Annotated in this window: 17 protein-coding genes and 1 riboswitch; of the genes, 5 read left to right on the forward strand and 12 right to left on the reverse strand. The window is 39.0% G+C overall.

From position 1 onward, the window contains the following. Positions 1-24: 24 nt before the first annotated feature. From tilS to pth, 7 genes are all read right to left on the reverse strand, one after another. Entirely contained in the window at positions 25-1407 is a 1383-nt protein-coding gene (gene tilS, locus CC204_RS09935) for a tRNA lysidine(34) synthetase TilS (protein ID WP_088270002.1), read from the reverse strand. 75 nt (positions 1408-1482) lie between these two features. Then, positions 1483-1956 carry a S1 domain-containing RNA-binding protein gene (locus CC204_RS09940; RefSeq protein ID WP_088270003.1) on the reverse strand — a complete coding sequence of 158 codons (474 nt, stop codon included), beginning with the start codon at positions 1954-1956 and terminating at the stop codon, positions 1483-1485. Between the two features lie 43 nt (positions 1957-1999). Further along, positions 2000-2467 (reverse strand): FtsB family cell division protein, encoded by a 468-nt coding sequence (locus CC204_RS09945; protein WP_088270004.1) that lies wholly within the window; start codon positions 2465-2467, stop codon positions 2000-2002. Between the two features lie 63 nt (positions 2468-2530). Continuing rightward, positions 2531-2806 carry an RNA-binding S4 domain-containing protein gene (locus tag CC204_RS09950; RefSeq protein WP_088270005.1) on the reverse strand — a complete coding sequence of 92 codons (276 nt, stop codon included), beginning with the start codon at positions 2804-2806 and terminating at the stop codon, positions 2531-2533. 5 nt (positions 2807-2811) lie between these two features. Then, the gene (locus CC204_RS09955; protein ID WP_088270006.1) at positions 2812-4395 is read right to left on the reverse strand and encodes a putative polysaccharide biosynthesis protein; all 1584 of its coding nucleotides are present in this window, start codon (positions 4393-4395) and stop codon (positions 2812-2814) included. A 296-nt stretch (positions 4396-4691) separates the two neighbouring features. Beyond that, the gene (gene mfd, locus CC204_RS09960) at positions 4692-8225 is read right to left on the reverse strand and encodes a transcription-repair coupling factor (RefSeq protein ID WP_162288340.1); all 3534 of its coding nucleotides are present in this window, start codon (positions 8223-8225) and stop codon (positions 4692-4694) included. A gap of 26 nt (positions 8226-8251) precedes the next feature. Then, complete coding sequence (gene pth / locus CC204_RS09965; RefSeq protein WP_088270008.1) at positions 8252-8818, reverse strand: aminoacyl-tRNA hydrolase; 567 nt, start codon at positions 8816-8818, stop codon at positions 8252-8254. Positions 8819-9191: 373 nt separating this feature from the next. Here pth and CC204_RS09970 point away from each other — a divergent pair, with 373 nt between their 5' ends. Continuing rightward, positions 9192-10172, forward strand: coding sequence for an L-lactate dehydrogenase (locus CC204_RS09970; protein WP_088270009.1), 981 nt, complete (start codon positions 9192-9194; stop codon positions 10170-10172). A 42-nt stretch (positions 10173-10214) separates the two neighbouring features. Here the strand turns inward: CC204_RS09970 and CC204_RS09975 are convergent, their stop codons facing one another. From CC204_RS09975 to CC204_RS09990, 4 genes are all read right to left on the reverse strand, one after another. After that, positions 10215-11711, reverse strand: coding sequence for an aldehyde dehydrogenase family protein (locus CC204_RS09975; RefSeq protein WP_162288341.1), 1497 nt, complete (start codon positions 11709-11711; stop codon positions 10215-10217). A 161-nt stretch (positions 11712-11872) separates the two neighbouring features. Continuing rightward, on the reverse strand, positions 11873-12391 hold the full coding sequence (locus tag CC204_RS09980) for a transcription repressor NadR (protein ID WP_088270010.1): 519 nt from the start codon (positions 12389-12391) through the stop codon (positions 11873-11875). Between the two features lie 19 nt (positions 12392-12410). Then, complete coding sequence (locus tag CC204_RS09985) at positions 12411-13250, reverse strand: chorismate mutase (protein WP_088270011.1); 840 nt, start codon at positions 13248-13250, stop codon at positions 12411-12413. Between the two features lie 17 nt (positions 13251-13267). Then, the gene (locus tag CC204_RS09990; RefSeq protein ID WP_088270012.1) at positions 13268-13969 is read right to left on the reverse strand and encodes an NAD-dependent protein deacylase; all 702 of its coding nucleotides are present in this window, start codon (positions 13967-13969) and stop codon (positions 13268-13270) included. A 206-nt stretch (positions 13970-14175) separates the two neighbouring features. Here CC204_RS09990 and CC204_RS09995 point away from each other — a divergent pair, with 206 nt between their 5' ends. Continuing rightward, on the forward strand, positions 14176-14475 hold the full coding sequence (locus CC204_RS09995) for a hypothetical protein (protein WP_087642030.1): 300 nt from the start codon (positions 14176-14178) through the stop codon (positions 14473-14475). A gap of 73 nt (positions 14476-14548) precedes the next feature. Here CC204_RS09995 and CC204_RS10000 read toward each other — a convergent pair whose 3' ends face one another. Further along, positions 14549-15871 carry an MFS transporter gene (locus CC204_RS10000; RefSeq protein ID WP_088270013.1) on the reverse strand — a complete coding sequence of 441 codons (1323 nt, stop codon included), beginning with the start codon at positions 15869-15871 and terminating at the stop codon, positions 14549-14551. Between the two features lie 303 nt (positions 15872-16174). After that, positions 16175-16346, forward strand: a riboswitch (Lysine riboswitch). A gap of 169 nt (positions 16347-16515) precedes the next feature. Here CC204_RS10000 and CC204_RS10005 point away from each other — a divergent pair. The 3 genes from CC204_RS10005 to CC204_RS10015 all read left to right on the forward strand — a co-directional run bounded on the left by CC204_RS10005 (position 16516) and on the right by CC204_RS10015 (position 21536). Continuing rightward, positions 16516-18105: an ABC transporter permease subunit gene (locus CC204_RS10005; protein ID WP_088270014.1), complete on the forward strand. Its 1590-nt coding sequence runs from the start codon at positions 16516-16518 to the stop codon at positions 18103-18105. 235 nt (positions 18106-18340) lie between these two features. After that, complete coding sequence (locus tag CC204_RS10010) at positions 18341-19084, forward strand: amino acid ABC transporter ATP-binding protein (protein ID WP_088270015.1); 744 nt, start codon at positions 18341-18343, stop codon at positions 19082-19084. A 349-nt stretch (positions 19085-19433) separates the two neighbouring features. Then, positions 19434-21536, forward strand: coding sequence for a 5'-nucleotidase C-terminal domain-containing protein (locus CC204_RS10015; protein ID WP_088270016.1), 2103 nt, complete (start codon positions 19434-19436; stop codon positions 21534-21536). The last annotated feature ends 43 nt before the right edge of the window (positions 21537-21579 follow it).

The following is a 21579-nucleotide window of genomic DNA, read 5'->3' on the forward strand; positions in this document are numbered from 1 at the left end:
TTCATCGTTCATATTCATTGAATGTTACTCCTTTGTTTTATAAAGGAGTCTGTAGAGTATTTTATCAGTTTCTTTAGGAATACTCAAATATGAATTTGCAAATTTAGGCATCCAGATGATCTCTTCTGCACTTGAGAGAATCAGCCAGTTTTTTTCTCGGACAGAATTAGGGATCTTTTGATCGATAAATATACGTTTGACTCGTTTCGTTAATTGGGGTGTCAACGCGATTCGATCACCTTCTTTCCTATGCCGAACAGTTAGCGGCAAAGGGATCTCACTACTTATCGTTAGGGAACGTTCCTGCCAGTTTCTGATTCTTTCAGGTTGTTCAACAATATCTCCACTTTTTTCTAAACATAGCCATTCGTTTTCTGAAAGAAACAATTGCTCGCCTACGTTTAGAGAAAATAATTCGTTTTCTGAAATCATCGTTCTTTTTCTCAAATAGGCACTGTCATATTCCTTGATCATTTGCCAGTCCTGCTCCAAATCAATCATCATTTGTGGTTTTGAATCGTTTATTAGTGTCAAAAGTTGTTGAACTTGCTTTTGGCTGACATTGATGTTTTGAGGGACTAATGTTTGCTGAAGTAATTGCTGAATGAAAAAAAATTGAATGCTTTTTTCTTCCCGCTTTAGCTCTTGCAATTGAATGCGCCAACCTTCTTGTGTTTCCGAAACCCACCTTTGATACTTAGGCAAAATCACCAATTGAATCAATTCGTCAGCATAGTTGATTTGCGTACTAAAATCACTCATATGTTGTAAAAACTGTTGGTTTTCTTTTTTTAACATCGGGATAACATTGTGTCTCATCCGATTACGTACATACTCATCACTTAGATTGGTACTATCTTCAAAATAGCTAATTTTTTCCTGTTCAGCAAACCGCTCTAACTGTTCTTTAGAAAATAGTAGCAATGGACGTATCAATTGCCCTTCTCCAAAACTTTGCTCAGAACGAATGCCTACTAAATTTGTCAATGTACTGCCTCGAGTTAGTTTCATCACGATCGTTTCAGCTTGATCGTCACTGTGATGTGCTGTGAATAGTTTGGAATACGCGTTTTTTTCCATAAGTTCCGTAAAAAAAGCATAACGGAAATGTCGAGCTCGCGCTTCCGTATTCCGGGATTTGTCAGCTGCTTTCCACTCTTTACTATAATAAGGAAGTCCTTGCTTTTGACAATACTGTCTTAGATAGGCTTCTTCTTCCGCTGATTCAGATCGTAACTGATGATTCACATGCGCTATCGCCAGATGGAAGCCATCTTTTTTGGCCGAGCGTTGCATTAAATGCATTAAGACCATAGAATCAACTCCTCCAGAAACAGCCAGAAGAATCCGCTCATCCGCTTGCCAATAATGATTCTTTTTACAATAGCGGTAAAATTCCTGAAACATTCACTCACTCCCAGTTCCTCTCATAAAGTTAGCTAAAACAGAAAAGCCGAGCTCTCGCTCAGCTTCGATTGTTTATTAGTTACGGCGACCGCCTCGTCCACCACGTTTACCTTCTGTATTGCGTTTTAGTGAAGACAAACGGTCATCACTATCTTTTAAAAATGAACTCATCAATGAATCAAAATCTTGTTTTGAATTCGTTGGCTGTGCTCTTGTAAATTGTTTTTTAGGCGCTGGACGTTGTCCACGGTCACGATTTCCTTGCTGTTCATGGTTATCACGACGTTGAAATTCACGCTTTTGTTCTACTGGTTGTTCTTGTGCTTTACGAATAGACAAGCCGACTTTACCGTCATCACCAACCGAAGTCACTTTGACTGTCACTTCATCTCCTACAGTTAAGACATCATGAATGTCTTTAACGAACCCATTTGATACTTCACTAATGTGAACCAACCCTGTTTTTCCTTCACCTAAATCAATGAAGGCACCAAAATTTGTGATACCTGACACTTTCCCTGGCAACTTAGCTCCTACTTCAATTGACATAAAAAAAATGTTCCTCCTATTATTTACCCTATTATATCTGCAGTTATTCGCCTGATTGTTTCTCAGAGGAATGAGACTGTGATTGACTTTCTTCTGCTGATGATTTTTGTTCTGCATTCGAGCTAGTTGTTCCGCCTAACTCTGGGATATTGTAGATTTGTTCGCCTTCTTTTGAAACATAAAAACGACTGCGTGCCAACTTAGCAACGTAATCTTCATCTCTCAAGAGTGCAACATCTTGTTCTAAACGCTTAAGCTTTTTATCTGCTTCTTTCGATTCAGCTACAGCTTCAACATGCTGTTTCTTGAAGGTATTAAGCTGTTGGTAATCTTTCATCAGCTGAAAACCTGAAACGAGAAAAATTACAAACGCTACGAGAAAAACAACCGCTAAACGCCGACGTCTGAAAATCAACTGTTTATGCTGTTTTTGAAACTCGGCATACTGTTCTTTTGTATACTCATTATCTAATGCAGCAACTTTCTCCGTGTCTTTTTTCTTTTTTCCCATGTTTTCCGCTCCACTCGTTTTTTGGTTTGTCTGCTATATTATACCAACATCTAAGATGCTTGTCTAATCTAAATTATCACTATTTTCTACTCTTTTTTCGGAAATAATCTGATACATTTTCTCAGCATCTTCTTTTTTCGTTGAATCACGGAGCTCAAGAACTTCAATTTCCAGTATTTTATTTCCAAATTGAATCTTGATTTGATCACCAATTTTTACATTACTGGACGATTTTGCAAGAATACCATTGATTTGAATTCGACCTTTGTCTGCAACTTCTTTTGCCACAGGCCTTCTTTTGATGATACGTGAAACTTTTAAAAATTTATCTAAACGCATAACTATTACCTCTTCATTCTTAATATTTTCGCTCCAAACGGCAGTGTCAGCCATTCACGGATCGTGAATAAATTTATTTTGATGATAATAAAAATAAATGAGCCTCCGCCAATCAGAACACCTAAAATTGTGACAACTAACGCTTGCCCTCGATGGACGATCGTTCCTAAAAGTATGGCAACTACTGCTTGATAGCATAACAATACGATACTCATTCCACCTAAACTAATCAATAATTTTTTAAGAAAACGTCCTTCACCAGCAAATTGATTAATTTCCTTTTTTGAAAAAAGAACCAGTAATACTAAGGTTGCTATCAAACCCACAATTGTCGATAGGCTCGCACCAGCGGTTCCCCACAAATAAATCAAAGGGTGTGAAGAAAACGCCTTTACTAAAAGACCTGCAAAAGCGGCTAGCAGCGCCGTCCTGAATTGATTTTGGCTTTGAAAGATACTTTGGTAGGCTTGAATTACTGCCATAAATGCAATGGAACAAACATAGATGCCCAAAACACCATTTCCCTGATAGTCTTTAAATAATGCATAATTCATATAAGGAAGCAATAACGCCAAACCAACCGAAGCTGCCGCTGCAATCGCCGTAGTCAATCGTAAAAAAATCTTGGCAGCCTGTAAAAAGCGCCCCTGTTCTTGATTGATAAAGTACTTCGTCAGTGCAGGTAAGAAACTAGAACTCAATGCTAAAGCAACAACTAAACCTAGTTGTACTAAAGGTTGTCCTCGGTCATAAACACCTTTATCGATTTTTGCAGCTGAATCACTCACTCCTGAGACAACCAATGCATTTTTTACAACAAATGAATCAATCAGTTGAAATAGAATCAAAAAAGCGCTGTATAATGACACGATGCCGCCTTCTAACAACAATCGGCCAAATAATTTTCTTGAGCCTTTCGAAAAAGACCACTGGGTCAGATAAGCCGAACTGCCTACCCGTATTTTCTGATCATAATACCAAAGAATCACGGCGGCAACGATCCCGCCAAAAAGCGCACCAGCCATTGCGATCGTTCCAGTTTGATAAATCGACCAACCGAAACTGCTAAATGAATAGGCAGCGACCAAAATCACGCCTACTCGAACAATTTGCTCCACCACTTGAGAAACAGCACTTGGAATCATTAATAGATGTCCTTGAAAGTTTCCACGGTAAAAGGATAGGATCGGTACCAGTAAAAAAGTAAAAGAAACGACCCGAATCAAGGAGGCCAACTTAGGATCTCCCATCATATAGGCAATTTCATCACTGCCTAAAAAGAAAAAGCTCCAGCACAGCACCGCAATCACAAAAACAAAGGGAAACAGCTGTTGTAAAACCTTTTTTTGACCACTGACCTCTGGCTGCTCTGCTACTACTTTTGAAATAAACTGCGGCAAACCAGACAACGCTAACGTCATCGCGATCCCATAAATCGGATAAACTTGCTGGTAAACATAAAACCCTTCATCACCAACTAAATTTTGAAAAGGCACACGATAAACGGCGCTCAGTACCTTAGCAACAAACGATGCCGCTGTCAAAACAACGGCCCCCTGCATCATCGACCGCATCTCCTTATGTGCCATTACTTAACCTCCAATCTAAAAGCTGAACAGACCGATTAGCTCTCGAACAAATTAGGAAATTTTGACGAAGATGTTCTTTATCTTTGACAAAATTTATCTATTTGTTTCTAGAGCTGGTCTGAGAAGCTGGATACGTCTAAAAGCTGAACGAGCTCGATTGATCTCGACTGAAAAATAGGAAAAATGATTTGGCGATGCTTTCTATCGCCATGAATGTTTATCTTTTTTCCGAGAGATCAGCTCGTAAAGCTGGATAAGTCTAATAGCCGAACCCGCTCCATCGTTCTCGACTATTCTCACTCAGCCTCCACTGCACTTGTTTTGTATTTCTCTTGTCTTAAAGCAGTGGTAAATGAAGCTACTTCTTGCAGCCATGCTGCTTCTTTCATATCTTTCGGCACTTTCAACCGGATCGTCATTTTTTCATTGTCCACAGCTAAATCTGCTTTTAGCTGCGTTTCAGACAACGCTTCAAAAATCTGTTCTACGCTATAAGTTTTTGTTCCGACTTTACTCAAAGTAAATACAATCTCTTGTTTACGTTTGCGAATCGTTTCAAGCAATGCACGATCGCCATCCATTTTGATTTGTCCAGTGGTCAATAGATGCGCCACCTCATCAGGGTATTCACCGAAACGGTCAAGCAGATCTGCTTCCAGTTCGTCGTACATATCCATATTTTCCAACTGGCGGATCCGTTTGTAAATTTCGATTTTTTGACGTTCGTCTGAGATATAGGATGTCGGTAAATAGGCATCGATCCCAAGATCGATTTCCACCGTTGTCTTTTGATCCTGAATATTTTTCCCTTGCTTACGGGCAACAGCTTCTGACAGCATTTGTGAGTACATGTCAAACCCGACCGAGTCGATAAATCCATGTTGCTGTGCGCCAAGTAAATTTCCAGCCCCTCGAATCGATAAATCGCGCATTGCGATTTTAAATCCTGAACCTAACTCCGTAAAGTCTTTGATTGCTTCTAAGCGCTTTTCACTTACTTCATTTAGGATTTTTTGCTGTTCATACATAAAATAGGCATATGCCACACGATTACTACGGCCAACTCGGCCACGTAATTGATACAATGTCGATAAGCCCATATAGTCTGCATTTTCAACAAATAATGTATTGGCATTAGGGATATCTACCCCCGTTTCAATAATCGTTGTTGTGACCAGAACATCATATTGCCGCTCGATAAAATCGAATAACGTATTCTCCAGCTGAACTTCGGTCATCTGACCATGGGCATAAGCAATTCTTGCTTCTGGAACCAGCGCTTGGATTTCCTCAACTTTTTGTTCGATCGTATCTACACGATTATACAGATAAAATACTTGCCCATCTCTTGCCATTTCCCGTTCAATGGCTTCTCTGATCGCACCTGGATTACTTTCCATCACATAGGTCTGGATCGGATAGCGGTTTTCAGGTGGGGTTTCGATGACAGAAAGGTCCCGAACGCCCAACATAGACATATGCAAAGTACGAGGGATCGGAGTAGCTGTCAGAGTCAATACATCGACTTGTGCCCGTAATTGTTTCAAGCGTTCCTTATGCTTAACCCCAAAACGTTGCTCTTCATCGATCACTAATAATCCCAGATCACTAAAATTCACATCTTGTGAAAGCAGACGATGCGTTCCAACCACGATATCCACTTGTCCATGCTTGATTTTTTCAATGGTTTCACTTTGCTGCTTCTTCGTCCTGAAGCGGCTGAGCAACCCAACTTCAACTGGGAATCCTTCAAAACGATCCAACATTGTTTCATAATGCTGTTGTGCTAAAATGGTCGTCGGCACCAAAAAGGCGACTTGTTTATTATTATTGATTGCTTTGAATGCCGCTCTTAAAGCCACTTCTGTTTTTCCGTAGCCAACATCTCCCACTAATAAACGATCCATCGGACGAGTTTTTTCCATATCATGTTTGATTTCTGCTGTACTACGAAGCTGATCATCTGTTTCGCTGTATGGAAAAGCATCTTCAAATTCTTTCTGGTAGGCATCATCTGGTGGAAAAGCATAGCCTTTTTCAGATTCTCTGGATGCATAAAGCTGAATCAGATCATCCGCGATATCTTCGATTTTTGAAGAAACCTTGCGCTTGGTTTTACTCCATTCGCTGCCGCCTAGTTTATTTACTTTAGGTGACTTTGCTTCTGAAGCAACGAATTTTTGAATCAAATTCAGTTGCGTGACTGGTATAAAAAGCTTGTCATCATTTTGGTAGAGAATCGTAATGTAGTCTTGATGGACACCATCGACTTCTAACGTCTGCATACCGATGTACTTACCGATCCCATGATTCGCATGAACGACATAGTCACCGTTTTTTAAGTCACTATAGCTTTTTAAGCGTTCCGCATTAGAAACCGTTCGGCGGCGCGCTCTTTTTTTCGTAGTTGTATGGAAGATTTCTTTTTCTGTGATTGCAACGATTTTTTCAACAGGTAGTTCAAAACCGGTTTGCAATGCGCCTTCAACGATTTGAATTTTCCCTTCAAGCAATTTATTCGGCGAAGCTGTAACACTGGAGATATCAAAATCCCGAAACAGCTCTTCCACTTTTTGACTACGTTCTTTCGTAGGCACAAAAACAATGACTGTCTGATCTTGTTTTTGCCAACGATCCATTTCAGTTTTCAATAAAGGCATTTGTCCGAAAAATTGCTGCATCGAACGATACTGAAAGTTATGAATCGCTTGAAAGCGAAGATTCCCCATTCCTTTTTGAAACAGCGAAAAGAAAGTTGCTGAAAAGGGCATTTTGCGAATTTGTTCGTGGAAATCTACACCAAAAGTTTGTTCTGGAAAAACGCGCATTTCTTCTAATTTAAGAACGTGCCATTCATTTTCTTCTCGAATGATTTCACGTTCTGCTTCTAAAATACGTGCATAATCATCAACAAAAATCAAACTGTCTTCAGACAAATAATCTAATAATGTGGTTTTTTCTTCATATAAGAAATCCGTATAATAATGAGCAGTCTCTGTAGGGATTCCTTGACTCCAAGAAGTTGCCAACTGACCAAAATAATCGGTTAAAAAACTTCTTTCTGTTGCTTCTTTAGCAATCGCAATTCTTTTTTCTAACGCCTTACTTAACTGCTTCTCTCCATAAGCTAAATCTTCTTGAGAGAAAATCATATCTGTCATTGGCGATAACGTAACGGATTCGATCGCACCAACTGAGCGCTGAGTGTCCGCTTCAAACTGACGAAGCGAATCAATTTCAATATCAAATAATTCCGCACGAACAGGATATTCTGAATTCAATGGATAGACATCTACGATACTGCCGCGGATACTAAAATCTCCTGGTTTTCCAACTAAAGACTGCCGCTCATACCCCATCAAGACTAACTGCTGGGCTAATGTATCTAGCTCGAGCTCACTGCCGATTTCCCAATGTAGCTGCCCCTGTTCCCATGTTTGTTTGCTGGGTAAATATTTTCTTAGCCCTGCCACCGGAACCACAATGATTCCTGCTTTTTCTGTCAATAAAAAATTAAGAGCTGCCACTCGTTCTGCTCTCGCTTCTGGTGATGAAAAAGCCATTTCAGCGGATAATACTTCATCCACTGGAAACAAATAGACTTCGTCATCAGATAATACATTACGAAAATCTTCAACTAACTGGTTGCCGTAATATAGATTAGGGACCGCAACGACGATTTTTTTCTTTTTTTGCTTAAATGCGCTCGTCATGATCAGTGTTTTAGCAGAACCCGCTAACCCTGTGATTAGTTGGCGGTTGCTTCCTGCTAACTGTTGCTGCCATTCTTGAACCAGCTGACTTGAACCGATTCGTTCGATGATATTCACGTCAGGCGTCCTCCTTCTTCTATCGTTTATTTACCGTTAAAATGATTCATTGTATCAATAAAGGTGTGCCCTTCGCTAGCATAGATCGCTGCATCTGCTGCACTTTTCACAGCTAGTAAAATCTCTTCGTGCTGCTCTTTAGGAAATCCACTCAATACATGATGGACAACTGGCGTATTGCCAAGTGGACGGCCGATGCCTACTTTAATTCTTGGAAACACATTTGTCCCAAGATGAGCAATCAAACTTTTTATTCCATTGTGTCCACCGGCACCGCCTTTTTCCCGCAGACGAATCTTGCCAACCGCTAAATCCAAATCGTCATAAATGACGATCAGCTCTTCATCAGCCACTCCATAATAAGTCATCAATGGACCTACTGAACGGCCTGATTCGTTCATGAAGGTCAAAGGCTTAACTAGCATGATTTTCTCCGTACCGATAAAAAATTGCGCAATATCTGCTTCAAACTGGCTTTTATTAAAGGTTGCATTGTAACGATGTGCAATTTCATCAATTGTTATAAAACCAATATTATGTTTCGTTTCTTGATACTTACTTCCAGGATTACCTAATCCAACGATCATTTTCATTATCTATTTCTCCTTCATTTTAAAAGGACTAAAAGAGAATATTCTTCACAAATTTCTCTTTCCTTATTTTTATATTGTTCAACACAAAATACCCGGGCAGGAAAATCTTCTGCCCAGTTTTTTACAATTATACCATAAAACAGCCTACAGCCTACCTTTTTAAATGTTTAAAAAATTCGTAAGAGAATACTCTTTCTTTGTACATGAAAAAAACTTTTAAAAACATAAATAGTGAAATACCGCACATGAAAGAGTTTTCTTATGAAACACCTTCAAAAACTGTATTAATAAATGCAAACAAAAAACGTGACAAACATCACAAACGGTGGTATTATCAACGTGTTAAAACAATTAACAGAAAGGAATGGTACACATGACTGCAGCAGCAGGAAATAAAGATCATCAAAAAGTAATTTTGGTTGGAGATGGCGCTGTCGGATCTAGTTACGCATTTGCCTTAGTCACACAAAACATTGCACAAGAAGTTGGAATTATAGATATAGATACAAAGAAAACTGAAGGGGATGCTGCTGACTTATCTCACGCACTAGCATTTACTTCTCCTAAGAAAATTTATGCTGCTACTTATGACGATTGTCACGATGCTGACCTTGTCGTATTAACTGCAGGAGCTGCTCAAAAACCTGGTGAAACAAGAATCGATCTCGTTCACAAAAATTTAAAAATCAATAAACAAATCGTAACAGCGATCGTTGATTCTGGTTTTAATGGCATTTTCTTGGTTGCAGCAAATCCAGTTGACATTTTAACTTATTCTACATGGAAATTCTCAGGATTTCCAAAAGAACGCGTTATTGGCTCAGGAACTTCTTTAGACTCTGCACGTTTCCGTCAAGCAATCGCAGAATTAGTCGATGTTGATGCCCGTAACGTCCATGCTTACATTTTAGGAGAACACGGAGATACTGAATTTCCAGTTTGGTCTCATGCAAATGTCGCTGGTCTCCAAATTTATGAATGGGTCAAAAATAATCCTGACACGGATGAAGAAGCTATGGTCAACTTATTCTTCAATGTACGGGATGCTGCTTATTCGATCATCGAGAAAAAAGGCGCAACATTCTACGGGATCGCTGCAGCTTTAGCCCGTATCACAAAAGCGATCTTAGATGATGAAGATTCTGTTTTCCCACTTTCTGTTTACTTAGATGGTGAATATGGACAAAATGATATTTATATCGGCGCACCAGCAGTCATCAACCGCCAAGGAATCAAACAAGTCATTGAAATCCCATTGACAGATTCTGAAATGGACCGGATGAACGCTTCTGCAAATGCGTTAAAAGACGTGATCAAATCTGCATTTGAAAAATTCGAAGCTGAAAATAATTAATAAAAAAAACATCGCAGTTTTACCCACTGCGATGTTTTTTATTTAATTATATAACCCATCCGGCTCTTCTTTTGTCACAATGTAAATATTTTTCATTTGCGTATATGCATCCAGCATCGATTTGTGTGTTTCACGGCCGATCCCAGATTTCTTATAACCGCCAAATGGTGCACCTGCTGGCAATTGATTATACGTATTGACCCACATCCGACCTGTTCTCACTTTGCGGGCAACACGAATCGCTGTATTGATATTTTGTGAGAAGACTGCTCCACCGAGCCCATAATCTGATTGATTGGCTAATGCAATGACTTCTTCCTCTGTTTTGAATTTCATCACTGTCGCAACAGGACCAAAAATTTCTTCTTGTGCAATACACATGGCATTGTTCGCATCTGCTAATAACGTTGGCGCTAAAAATGCCCCTTTATCTAATCCATTCTCAGTAATCTTATAGCCGCCTGTAATCAACTTCGCGCCTTCTTTAGTCCCGATTTCTACATACTCTAAAATCCCTTTTAATTGTTTTTCATTGATTTGGGCACCCATTTGAACGCCTTCTTCCCATGGCAAACCGACTTTGATCGTTTCAAATTTTTCTTTTAGCGCAGCTACAAATCGATCGTAAATTCCTTCTTGGACAAAGACACGAGAACCAGCGCAGCATACCTGCCCCTGATTGAATAAAATCCCTAATTGAACGCCTTCTAAGGCCCGCTCCCAATTCGCATCATCAAAGATGATATTGGCTGATTTACCACCCAGCTCAAGCGTTGCCGGAATCAATTTTTCGGCTGCTGCTTTTGCTACAGTATAACCAACCTCTGTTGATCCTGTGAACGCCAGCTTGTCAAAGCCATCATGCTCAAGCATATAGTTTCCTGAATCTGATCCACGACCTGTAATTAAATTTGCTACTCCTTTTGGCAATACTTTATCGAGTAATTTAAATAATTCCAACAGACTTAAGGATGTTGTGGAAGAAGGATGAATAACCACTGTATTTCCTGCTGCAAGTGCCGGTGCCAGCTTCCAAGCGCCCATCAACAACGGGAAATTCCAAGGAATGATTTGTCCTACTACACCGATCGGTTCTTTAATGACCAGCGATAATGTATCCGTGTCAAAATCCTTCACAGTTCCTTCTTCACCACGAATCACTCCAGCAAAATAGCGGAAATGATCTGCTGTCGCCGGAACATCGATCGTCATTGTTTCGCGAAGGGGTTTCCCATTGTCCAACGTTTCAACTAATGCCAAATGCTCTTTATTTTCATCGATTAAATCAGCAATTTCCAACAACAAGTGACTGCGAGTCGCGACATCGACATCTTTCCATGTTTTGAATGCTTCTTGCGCCGCTGCGACTGCCTGATCAACATCTGCATGAGTGGCGTCAACAAAATCAGCTAGCTTTTCACCATTACTTGGATTATAACTAGAGATTGTCTGACTACCTGAGCCTTTCGTCCATTTACCGTCAATATACAGCTGATACGCGTCATCCACTGTGTTACGAACATCAATTGGTCTACTCAATTTAAAATCACTCCTTATTTTAGATAGCGCTTACAAAACATTATATATCTAAAATTTTAAAAGTAAATAGTATTTCCAAATTTTTTTGATTTTATCTAAAAAATAATCGGCCTACCTAAAAAAAAGACAGCCTCGACTTAGACTGTCTTTTTTAGTACTCGCTAATTTTCATATAAAATTCCTTTTTCGGACAATGCTTCTTTGATTCGCACCAGCATTTCTTCGTCCGCACAATGAATCGTGTGCAAATGAACACCTTCCGTCAGCTCTGATAACAATGACGCATTACTTTTCTCATACATTTTTATGAATGATTGAACTTCTTTTTCTGTACGAATATGCAAACCGCCTGTCAGCTCACCATAAATAGGATGCTCTACGACGACATCAATAATCTCTCCACCACATGCGACAATGATCGATAACTCCTCTGCCGTTTTTTCTGGAGCATGCTGGCAAGCGATTTTACGCCAGATTCCTTTTTTATCTTGGGTTGTTTCCAGCAAATACCCACGCGCAGTCGCGATGATTTCTTGCCCTGCCGCTCTTAAGAGGGCGACATCGCCAACAATGATTTGGCGACTGACATTTAAATCTTTTGCAAAACGGCTGGCGCTCACTGGTTTTTCTGCTGTCGTTAAGGTCTGTAAAATCAGTTCCCGCCTTTTGATTCCGTCCATTTATTTCCCTCCTGCTACCTTAGTCCAACTGTTGTTGCTGAAAATGCTTCGACGCATCCATGATTCCTTGATAGGTTTCTGTCATTACTTCTTTATAGATGTCGTTTGTTACGTAACCAGCAATTTTTTCTAGTACTTCTTTTTCTCTAGAAGGATCAAGAATTTCTTTGCCCGCAGTCTTTTTGATTTCGGCAATCGATGTCACTGCATCCATCCGCTCTTCTAACAGCGCAACGATCTTCTTATCAAGTGCATCGATTTTATTTCGTTGATCGGCTAATGATGTGTTCTTTTCTTCTACATCGATTTCTTTGATGACTTTTGCCGGATTGCCGCCAATCACGCAATTTGCTGGGAATGATTTGGTCACGACCGAACCTGCGGCAACAACCACATTATCCCCTAAAGTTACTCCCGGTGTAATCACAACACCTCCGCCCAACCAGACATTATTACCTAAAGTGATCGGTTTGCCAAACTCTAATCCGCTATTTCTCTTTACAGGATGCAGCGGATGAGTCGCAGTGTATAATTGAGCGTTCGGTCCAAACATGCAGTTATCTCCAATCGTGATCGGGCAAACATCTAAGAAAATGCTATTGAAATTGGCATAAAAATTTTTCCCTACGTGAATATTGAAACCATAATCAAAATTGATCGTAGGTTCAATATAACTACCTGTACCCGTAGAACCAAATGTTTCCTCCACTAACTGACGACGAATCAAACGATCTTCTTCATTATTGATCAGTTTCATTTGTTCTCTAGCAAATTTTCTAGCCGTGATCAATTCTGGATCGGCAGAAAAATAAAGCTCACCATCGATCATTTTTTGACGTTCTGTTTTGATTTCTTCCATTGTAAAACTCCTTTATTTTATATATTTTCAAAAATACTTTCTGCTTCTTCATTTAAAAAATAAGCATGTCTATTTAGCTGAATCGTTGTTTGATTAATAACTAAAACAACTGCTTCTTCTGATGTATAATGAATCAAATCGCAAAAGGGATGCACTTGAAAACTTGTTCCGACGATCACGATTAGATCTGACTGTTCAACAGCTTCAATAGCTGTTACAATTGCTTGTTGATCCAAACCTTCTTCATATAAAACGATTCCCGGACGAAGCTGCCCGCCACACACCAGATGCCGATCAGAGGTTAAATATTCTTCTACCGAAACTTTTTGTCCACAGTTTCGACAATAGCAGTCGTATAAGCTGCCATGAAAGTCAACCAGATTATGGCTGCCAGCTGTTTTGTGCAAACCATCAATATTTTGAGAAATGACCCAAGTTTCTTTTGTTTTTTCTAAAGTTGCGATTTTTGAATGGATCATGTTTGGTCGCGCATTTGGATGATACAAGGTCTGGATAAAATCATAAAATTTTTGTGGTTCCTCTATTAAGCAAGTCGCACTCAATAAATATTCAGGCTGCTCAATCCCTTGATAAACACCTGATAAAGAACGATAATCCGGTATCCCTGATGGTGTAGAAATGCCTGCACCCGTCAAAAAAGTAATCTTTTTCCCTTCTTTGATCAAATGCAATGCTTGCTTTTGGTCGATCGTTTCCATTCCCTCATCTCCTAATGAGTTTATTATAACGTAAACGAACGGAAAATAGAAAATAATCAAAAAAACAATTGCTCTCATTTTCTTTTAAAACTTCTTTCTCTCCTTGAAAATAAGCAATGAAAATGTTTGGTTTTTCACCGTCTTTTCATGACAAACAAAGCAGAACGTGATAGAATACTCTATGTATAAAAGTGAGGTGAAACTTCGTGGTAGCATTTATTATTTATTGGGCAGCTATTTTAGTTTGCATCGCCTGGGGCGTTTTAAGTTTGTGGTTCTCTATCTTCTATCTTTCTCGCAAAGAAAATGGAAACCTATGGGCTTTCGCATTCTTTAATGTTCTTGCTGGTATTGTTTTAGCTATTGTTTTAGTCATTTACAAAACGTGGGATTTCGATATTACAACTTATTCAAGCTTGATTTACACAATTTTAGCTTCATATGGTGTCTTAACAGTCCTACAAGCTATTTTAGGCCGCGAACCGAAAGAAGCTGTAAAAGCTTAATTTAATTACGTTGAATAGTAAAAGCTGCTGGGGTCTTTTCGATCCCAGCAGCTTTTTTTAGTTACATTTTTCTTTACCATTCCATATAGTCAGAAGAACTAAAACTCCCTAAATCATCTGTTGGGTTTTCCAGCATCGACATACTCATAATATCGAGCATTCCATCCAAATGCTGATCCTTTATGCTAATGATCGATCTAGTCCTTTGCTCATCTACCGAAATTTCATAATAACCATCCATCAGCTTCGAATAATCTAAATTTTTTATGACCAAGGCTTGATACAATACAGCGTTAGCCTCTCGTTCATCAAAATCACTGCCTTCGACATAAGGATATTGGATCGGCATGTTGGCGATGATTGTATGAGTATTCATCAATTGTTCGATAGACAGCGCAGCAAAACCGCCAAAAGCTGCCTTCTTTTTATCTGACGAGCGTGCATTTTTTTCAGCCAGTTGTCGGATCTCTTTTAAATCCTGCTCATAATTAAATGCTAAATAAGGTAAGTCATAAGCTGTTCGAATTTCATTTTTCTCAAGAGGCGTATCTAGTCCGATCTTATCGGTTAGTTTGCTTTTTTTGATACTTTTCTCTACTTCTTGTTTGAAGGTATCAAGAAATTCTTTTGCTTCTTTAGAATGCGCAGGTACTTGTAAGATCGTTTCAATCGATTTATTATACGTTGTTAAACTACTATCCTCTAGTATCCACCCACTTTTTTGATCCGAACGATATAAAACACCTTTGCTATAAACAGTAATACCATCTTGAGTCATCGTGTAATCCAATTGAACTCGATCTGATTTTCCAGAAGAATCATAGGCTTTGATGATTTTTACATCCCCTATCATTCCGTGACCCTGAAGTTTTTGCTCAATCGTTTTCCTATATTCCTCATCCCTATTCCCCTGAGCCATTGTCAGCATTCCAATCCGAGCACCAACCGTGATCCCTAGTACACAAATCGGAAGGAACAGTCCGATAATAATAGTCTTTACTTCAAGCTTTTCCGGATGATCCTTTATCTCATCTGCTGACTTATCAACAATCAACCAGCCTGTCACAGCAAGACAAATCGTGGTCAAACAGATGCCGATCGTTCCTGGTGCAAAAAATGCTACATAAGGAAACAGCGCTAAATAACCCATGCGTAAGAAAATGATTCCTCCTATAAGTAACGTTGTTCCATAGATACTGATCAACAACTGCAATAGCCGTGACTTTCTTTTAAAGTCTTTTAGAAATTTTCCAGCTACAAAAATATTTACAAGAAACGCTACTAGATAGACGACAAAAATAGCTGGTAATACAAAAAATGAATACAGCAAACCATATGATTCATTCGGTGTATTACCGGAAAAATCAACTTTCAGTGCGCCATAAATAAACGTCACAATAAAAATAAATAAAGGCAGTATTACAGCTGTCTTCGTTATTTTTTTAAATTTTATGATACCAATTCCTCCCTTTTTTCAATAACTCCTTTAAAGTATTGTTTCATTCTTTAGTTTACCATACGAAAAAAAAATGTGCGTAACGTCACTGAAAATCGATTGTTTTCTCCTTCTAAGTTATCGTCCTTCCGTTTATAGTAAGAAACTCTGATTACCTCATGGTTTTTACGGAACTAAACATTGACTTTTTTGAGTAAATAACATACACTATATACTCGAATCTAATAATTAAATAGTACCTCAGTTTGAGGTAGAGGTTGCGGTTTTTATTAAGCTTTCTGAGTGAGAGGACACGTTGAAGGGAGTCTAGGAAAAATCGCCGAAATGTATAACAGCCTCCCTGTTATATGTTGGGACGTAAGTCAATAACTTGCGGACTGTCTTAGTAGTGATGCTAAGTTGCGCTATGTTTTTGTTGAGAGTACCTGACGATAGTAGGCAGCCGTGCATTTGTGCGGGTGTCTTTTTTGTTTTGAGCGAGAACATTTTTTCTTAACGAAAGTGGAATCACTGTTCTTCCATGACTTTTCAACTTAAAATGAAGAGACAAGAAATACAACGAGAGACAAGAAAGGAAGACACACATGAACAAAAAATCATTTTCACTGGGGCTACTATTCGCACTTATCTTAAGTTTTTTCTTTGCACCAGTACTTACTCACGCACAAGGAGAAGCCAATGGCGACTTTCGTGTTGGGATGGAAGCGGGCTATGCCCCTTTTAACTGGTCACAAAAAACAGATGCAAATGGTGCCGTTCCTATTCAAGGAAATTCTTCTTACGCTGGCGGCTATGATGTCCAGATCGCTAAAAAAATCGCTGATGGACTTGGCAAAAAATTAGTCATCGTTCAAACAAAATGGGACGGTTTAGCTCCTGCTCTGCAATCTGGAAAAATCGATGCGATCGTTGCCGGCATGAGTCCGACGGCTGAACGCCGCAAGGAAATCGACTTTACAGATCCTTATTATGAATCTCAATTGGTTGTCGTTGTTCAGAAAAAAGGCAATTACGCTGATGCTAAAAACTTAAAGGATTTGACGGGTGCTAAAATCACTGCTCAATTAAATACCTTCCACTATAGCGTCATCGATCAAATTCCTGGTGTAAATAAACAGCAAGCGATGGATAACTTCTCAGCTATGAGAACAGCATTAGCTTCTGGCATGATCGACGGTTATGTCAGCGAGCGACCTGAAGGTGTGACTGCTACAAGTGTCAACAAAGACTTGAAAATGCTGGAATTCTCAAAAGAGAACGGCTTCCAAACAAACCCTGAGGATGTTCAAATCGCTGTTGGGATGCGTAAACAAGATCCTGAAATCACACAAGTCAATCAAATTTTATCTGGTATTTCATCAGAAGAACGAACAAAAATCATGGATCAAGCCGTTAAAGATCAACCTGCTGCTGCAACAAGTGATAATGAAAAAGCAGGCGTTTTAACAGATTTCAAAACAATTTGGAGCCAATATGGCGGGATGTTTTTACGCGGGGCCGGTTTAACCTTATTTATCGCTTTGATCGGTACAGTTGTCGGAACAGCTTTAGGTTTATTGATCGGTGTTGTGCGGACGATTCCAGAGTCAGAAAATAAAGTTGTCCGCCTTTTCCAAAAGATCGGTAACGCGCTACTTTCGATCTATATCGAAGTATTCCGTGGAACGCCTATGATGGTACAAGCAATGGTTATTTTTTATGGTTTAGCATTGGCCTTTGGTATTTCTTTGGATCGGACAATCGCAGCATTATTCATCGTTTCGGTCAACACAGGTGCTTATATGTCAGAAATCGTTCGTGGTGGTATTTTTGCGGTCGATCAAGGACAGTTCGAAGCTGCTCAAGCCATCGGTATGACACATGGGCAAACGATGCGTAAAGTCGTTATTCCTCAGGTATTGCGAAATATCTTGCCTGCTACAGGGAATGAATTTGTGATCAACATCAAAGATACCGCAGTGTTAAGTGTTATCGGAGTAGCTGACTTATTCTTCCAAGGAAATTCGGCTTCAGGTGCAAACTTCCAATTTTTCCAAACCTTTACAATCGTCGGGATCATGTATTTGATTATGACTTATGCGATCACACGTGTATTACGCTTTGTTGAAAAGAAAATGGATGGCCCATCTGCTTATGTCAAACTTGAAGATGTAGAAAATGTAAAAGAAAGCTAGATAGCTGCTCAAGCCAGCTTTTACTGAGAATCACAACGAATAGATTTGAGTTGATGATGAACAGTACGAGACTTTCGTAAGAAAGTGTTGAACATTCGTATTATCCAGCTATACAAGCCAACCTTTCGGAAAAAAGATAAAAAGAAATTGAGGTAAAAAGCACCACATTTTCTTTTTCCTATTTTTCTGTCAAGGCTAAACGGCTTGTTCCGCTTTTATTTTAAGGAGGAATATCATGAGTGCAATTATTGAAGTTGAACATTTACGAAAAAGCTTCGGTGAAAATGAAGTATTAAAAGATATCAATGTAACAGTCAATAAAGGTGAAGTTGTAACGATCATCGGGTCTTCTGGTTCAGGAAAATCAACATTATTGCGTTGTATCAACTTACTAGAAAAGCCTACTGGCGGAAAAATCATTTATAATGATGAAAATGTACTCGAACGTGGTTACAATTTACCAAAATACCGAACACATTTAGGCATGGTTTTTCAATCATTCAATTTATTCAACAACATGAATGTATTAGAAAACTGTACATCTGGGCAGATCACTGTCTTAAAACGCGAGAAAGAAGAAGCACGTAAAATTGCGATGGAAAACCTTGAAAAAGTTGGTATGGGCCGTTTTATCGATGCCAAACCATCACAGCTTTCCGGTGGGCAAAAACAGCGTGTAGCAATTGCTCGTGCCTTATCGATGAATCCTGATGTGATGCTATTCGATGAGCCAACCTCTGCGTTGGATCCTGAAATGGTCGGGGAAGTTTTAAAAACCATGAAAGATCTTGCTCATACTGGTTTGACGATGATCATCGTGACGCACGAAATGGCCTTTGCCAAAGAAGTTTCTGATCGTGTGATTTTTATGGATAAAGGGGTCATCGCAGAAGAAGGAACTGCTGAAGATATTTTTGTTCATCCAAAAGAAGAACGAACAAAAGAATTTTTACACCGTATTTTATCTCAAAATCAATGATTTACTATTTTTGAATGCTTAAGACATGGAATCAGCTATCTATCCCCAGCTGACTCCATGTTTTTTTATTTTTTAGATACTCATGTACTTTTGTCATTCTCTATACAACTGATACGATAAGTTCAATTGAAAATAAACCAACAACGATCGGACCAGATGAACGCACCTAGTCTTGGTTGTTGATTATCGTTGTTATTCTTATTAACTTCATGGCTATCTTATATTATAAAATCAACATAGCCAACCATAAAAAAACTGAGGTAAAACAAATAAATGTTTTGCCTCAGTTTTTTACACGTTCGCACAATTAAAGAACCTATGTTATATTTCCATAAAGGAGATGTTATAAATGAAGTACATGAAAAATTGGTTGGCTTTATCAATCTGGTTGTTTTTTTGTTTCGCTTTTCCTGCTGTTACTTTAGCCGAGGAACAGCATCAAACACCTGATGTATTGCCTGTGCAGGTGTTGGGGATCAATGACTTTCACGGCGCATTATCCGATGCAGCTTTTCTTTCTAGTAATTTAGCAGCGGAAACCAATGCGTTTAAAACTAAAAATCAGAATGGCTTCTCATTTAGAGTTCAAGCTGGTGATATGGTTGGCAGCAGCCCAGTCAATTCGAGCTTACTTCAAGACGAACCAACAATCAAAGCAATGAATAGAATGTCTTTTGATTATGGTACTTTGGGCAATCATGAATTTGATGAAGGATTAGCTGAATTTAATCGGATTCTTACAGGTACTGCTCCATCAAAGGGAGTCTTTAACTTAGAGACTGAAAACTACCCTAGAGAAGCTAGCACACAACAAATGCTGATCGCCAATGTCCGCAGAAAAAGTGATCAGTCAATCCCTTACAGTTGGCAGCCTTATGCAATCAAAGAACTGACGATCGATCAACAAAAACTATCGATTGGATTCATCGGCATCGTAACAAAAAACATTCCTGATCTCGTTTCAAAAAAATACTATGAAGAATATTCTTTCTTAGATGAAGCAGAAACGATCGCGGCATATAGTCAGGAATTAAGAAATCAAGGCGTTCAAGCCATTATTGTTCTGGCCCATTCAGGTCAAGGGGAAACAATCATTCATAAGTTAAACCAAATTGCCCCTGAACATAGTGTAGATATTTTGTTTGATGGACATAGCCATAAAGAAATAAATACCGTTACAGGAAAAACTCGAATCGTTCAAAGCGGCGCTAATGGAAATTTTTTTAGTAACGTAACTGGATATCTCGATGCTAACACAAAAGATTTCATAGAAACGCCTCAAGCACAACTAAAAAGAGTTGATCGATCTATACAAAAAGATCCTGCTGTTGAAACAATTACTACAGATGCCGACCAACAAATCGAAGGCTTGGCAAACCAGATCATTAGTTATGCTGATACCACTATTTTAAAAAAGGAAAATCAATGGAAAGAATCTGCTTTGGGGAATTTAGTTGCGGATGCACAAACCGCAATTGCCGTGAAAGAAGGTTTTCCGGTAGAGGGGGCTCTGGTCAACACGGGTAGTTTACGGGCTGATCTTACAGTTGAATCAGATCGATCGATTCGCTATGGTGCTGCTCATCGTGTTCAACCATTTGGAAATCCTTTATATGTCGTTCAGCTTTCTGGAAAACAACTGACAGAATTGTTGAATCAACAATATCAAAACAACCAGAAAAACTCTCTTCAAATTGCTGGGATTTCGTATCAATACACAAATTATTATGACCCAAAACAACCTTATATTCTAACAAAACTCATGAAAAAAAATAAAACAGTGATTGCCCCTGACCACTTAGTCACAGTCGTTGTTAATGAATATATTTACACAAGTACCGTTTTCAACCCGATACTTACTAAAGGAAAACTGCTAGGTGTTTTAGAAAATAATGATACAGACGCTTTTATCCACTATTTAAAAGAGCAAAAGGAACACGGACAGTCGCTCAGTCCTAAAATTGAAAATAGAAAGTCCTATACACCCTTTCATCCGGAAAACGATTTTAGTTACCATACTCATGTTCAAGATTATGGCTGGCAACCGTATGTCACAAATGCTCAAACAAGTGGAACGACTGGTAAATACAAACGTTTAGAAGCGATTCAAATCAAATTGAACGCCTCGATAGATGGTACGATTCAATATAAAACACATATTCAGGACTATGGCTGGCAAGGATGGAGAGAAAAAAACGCACTGAGCGGAACAACGGGTAAGTCAAAACGACTGGAAGCCATTCAAATTCGTTTAAACGGCGCTCTTTCCAGTTATTATGATATCCATTATCGTGTCCACAGTCAGGATTACGGCTGGTTAGGCTGGGCAAAAAATGGACAATCTTCTGGAACTCAAGGGTTTTCTAAGCGTCTAGAAGCTATCCAAATCAAGATCGTCAAAAAAAACACTGCTCTTCCTGTAAATAACCGTGCCCCATTCATAAAAAAATAACTAAAAGGCTTCTCATTCCAATACTGACAGTAGTTGGAATGAG

The sequence above is a fragment of the Enterococcus wangshanyuanii genome (assembly GCF_002197645.1).
Classification (GTDB): Bacteria; Bacillota; Bacilli; order Lactobacillales; family Enterococcaceae; genus Enterococcus_L; species Enterococcus_L wangshanyuanii.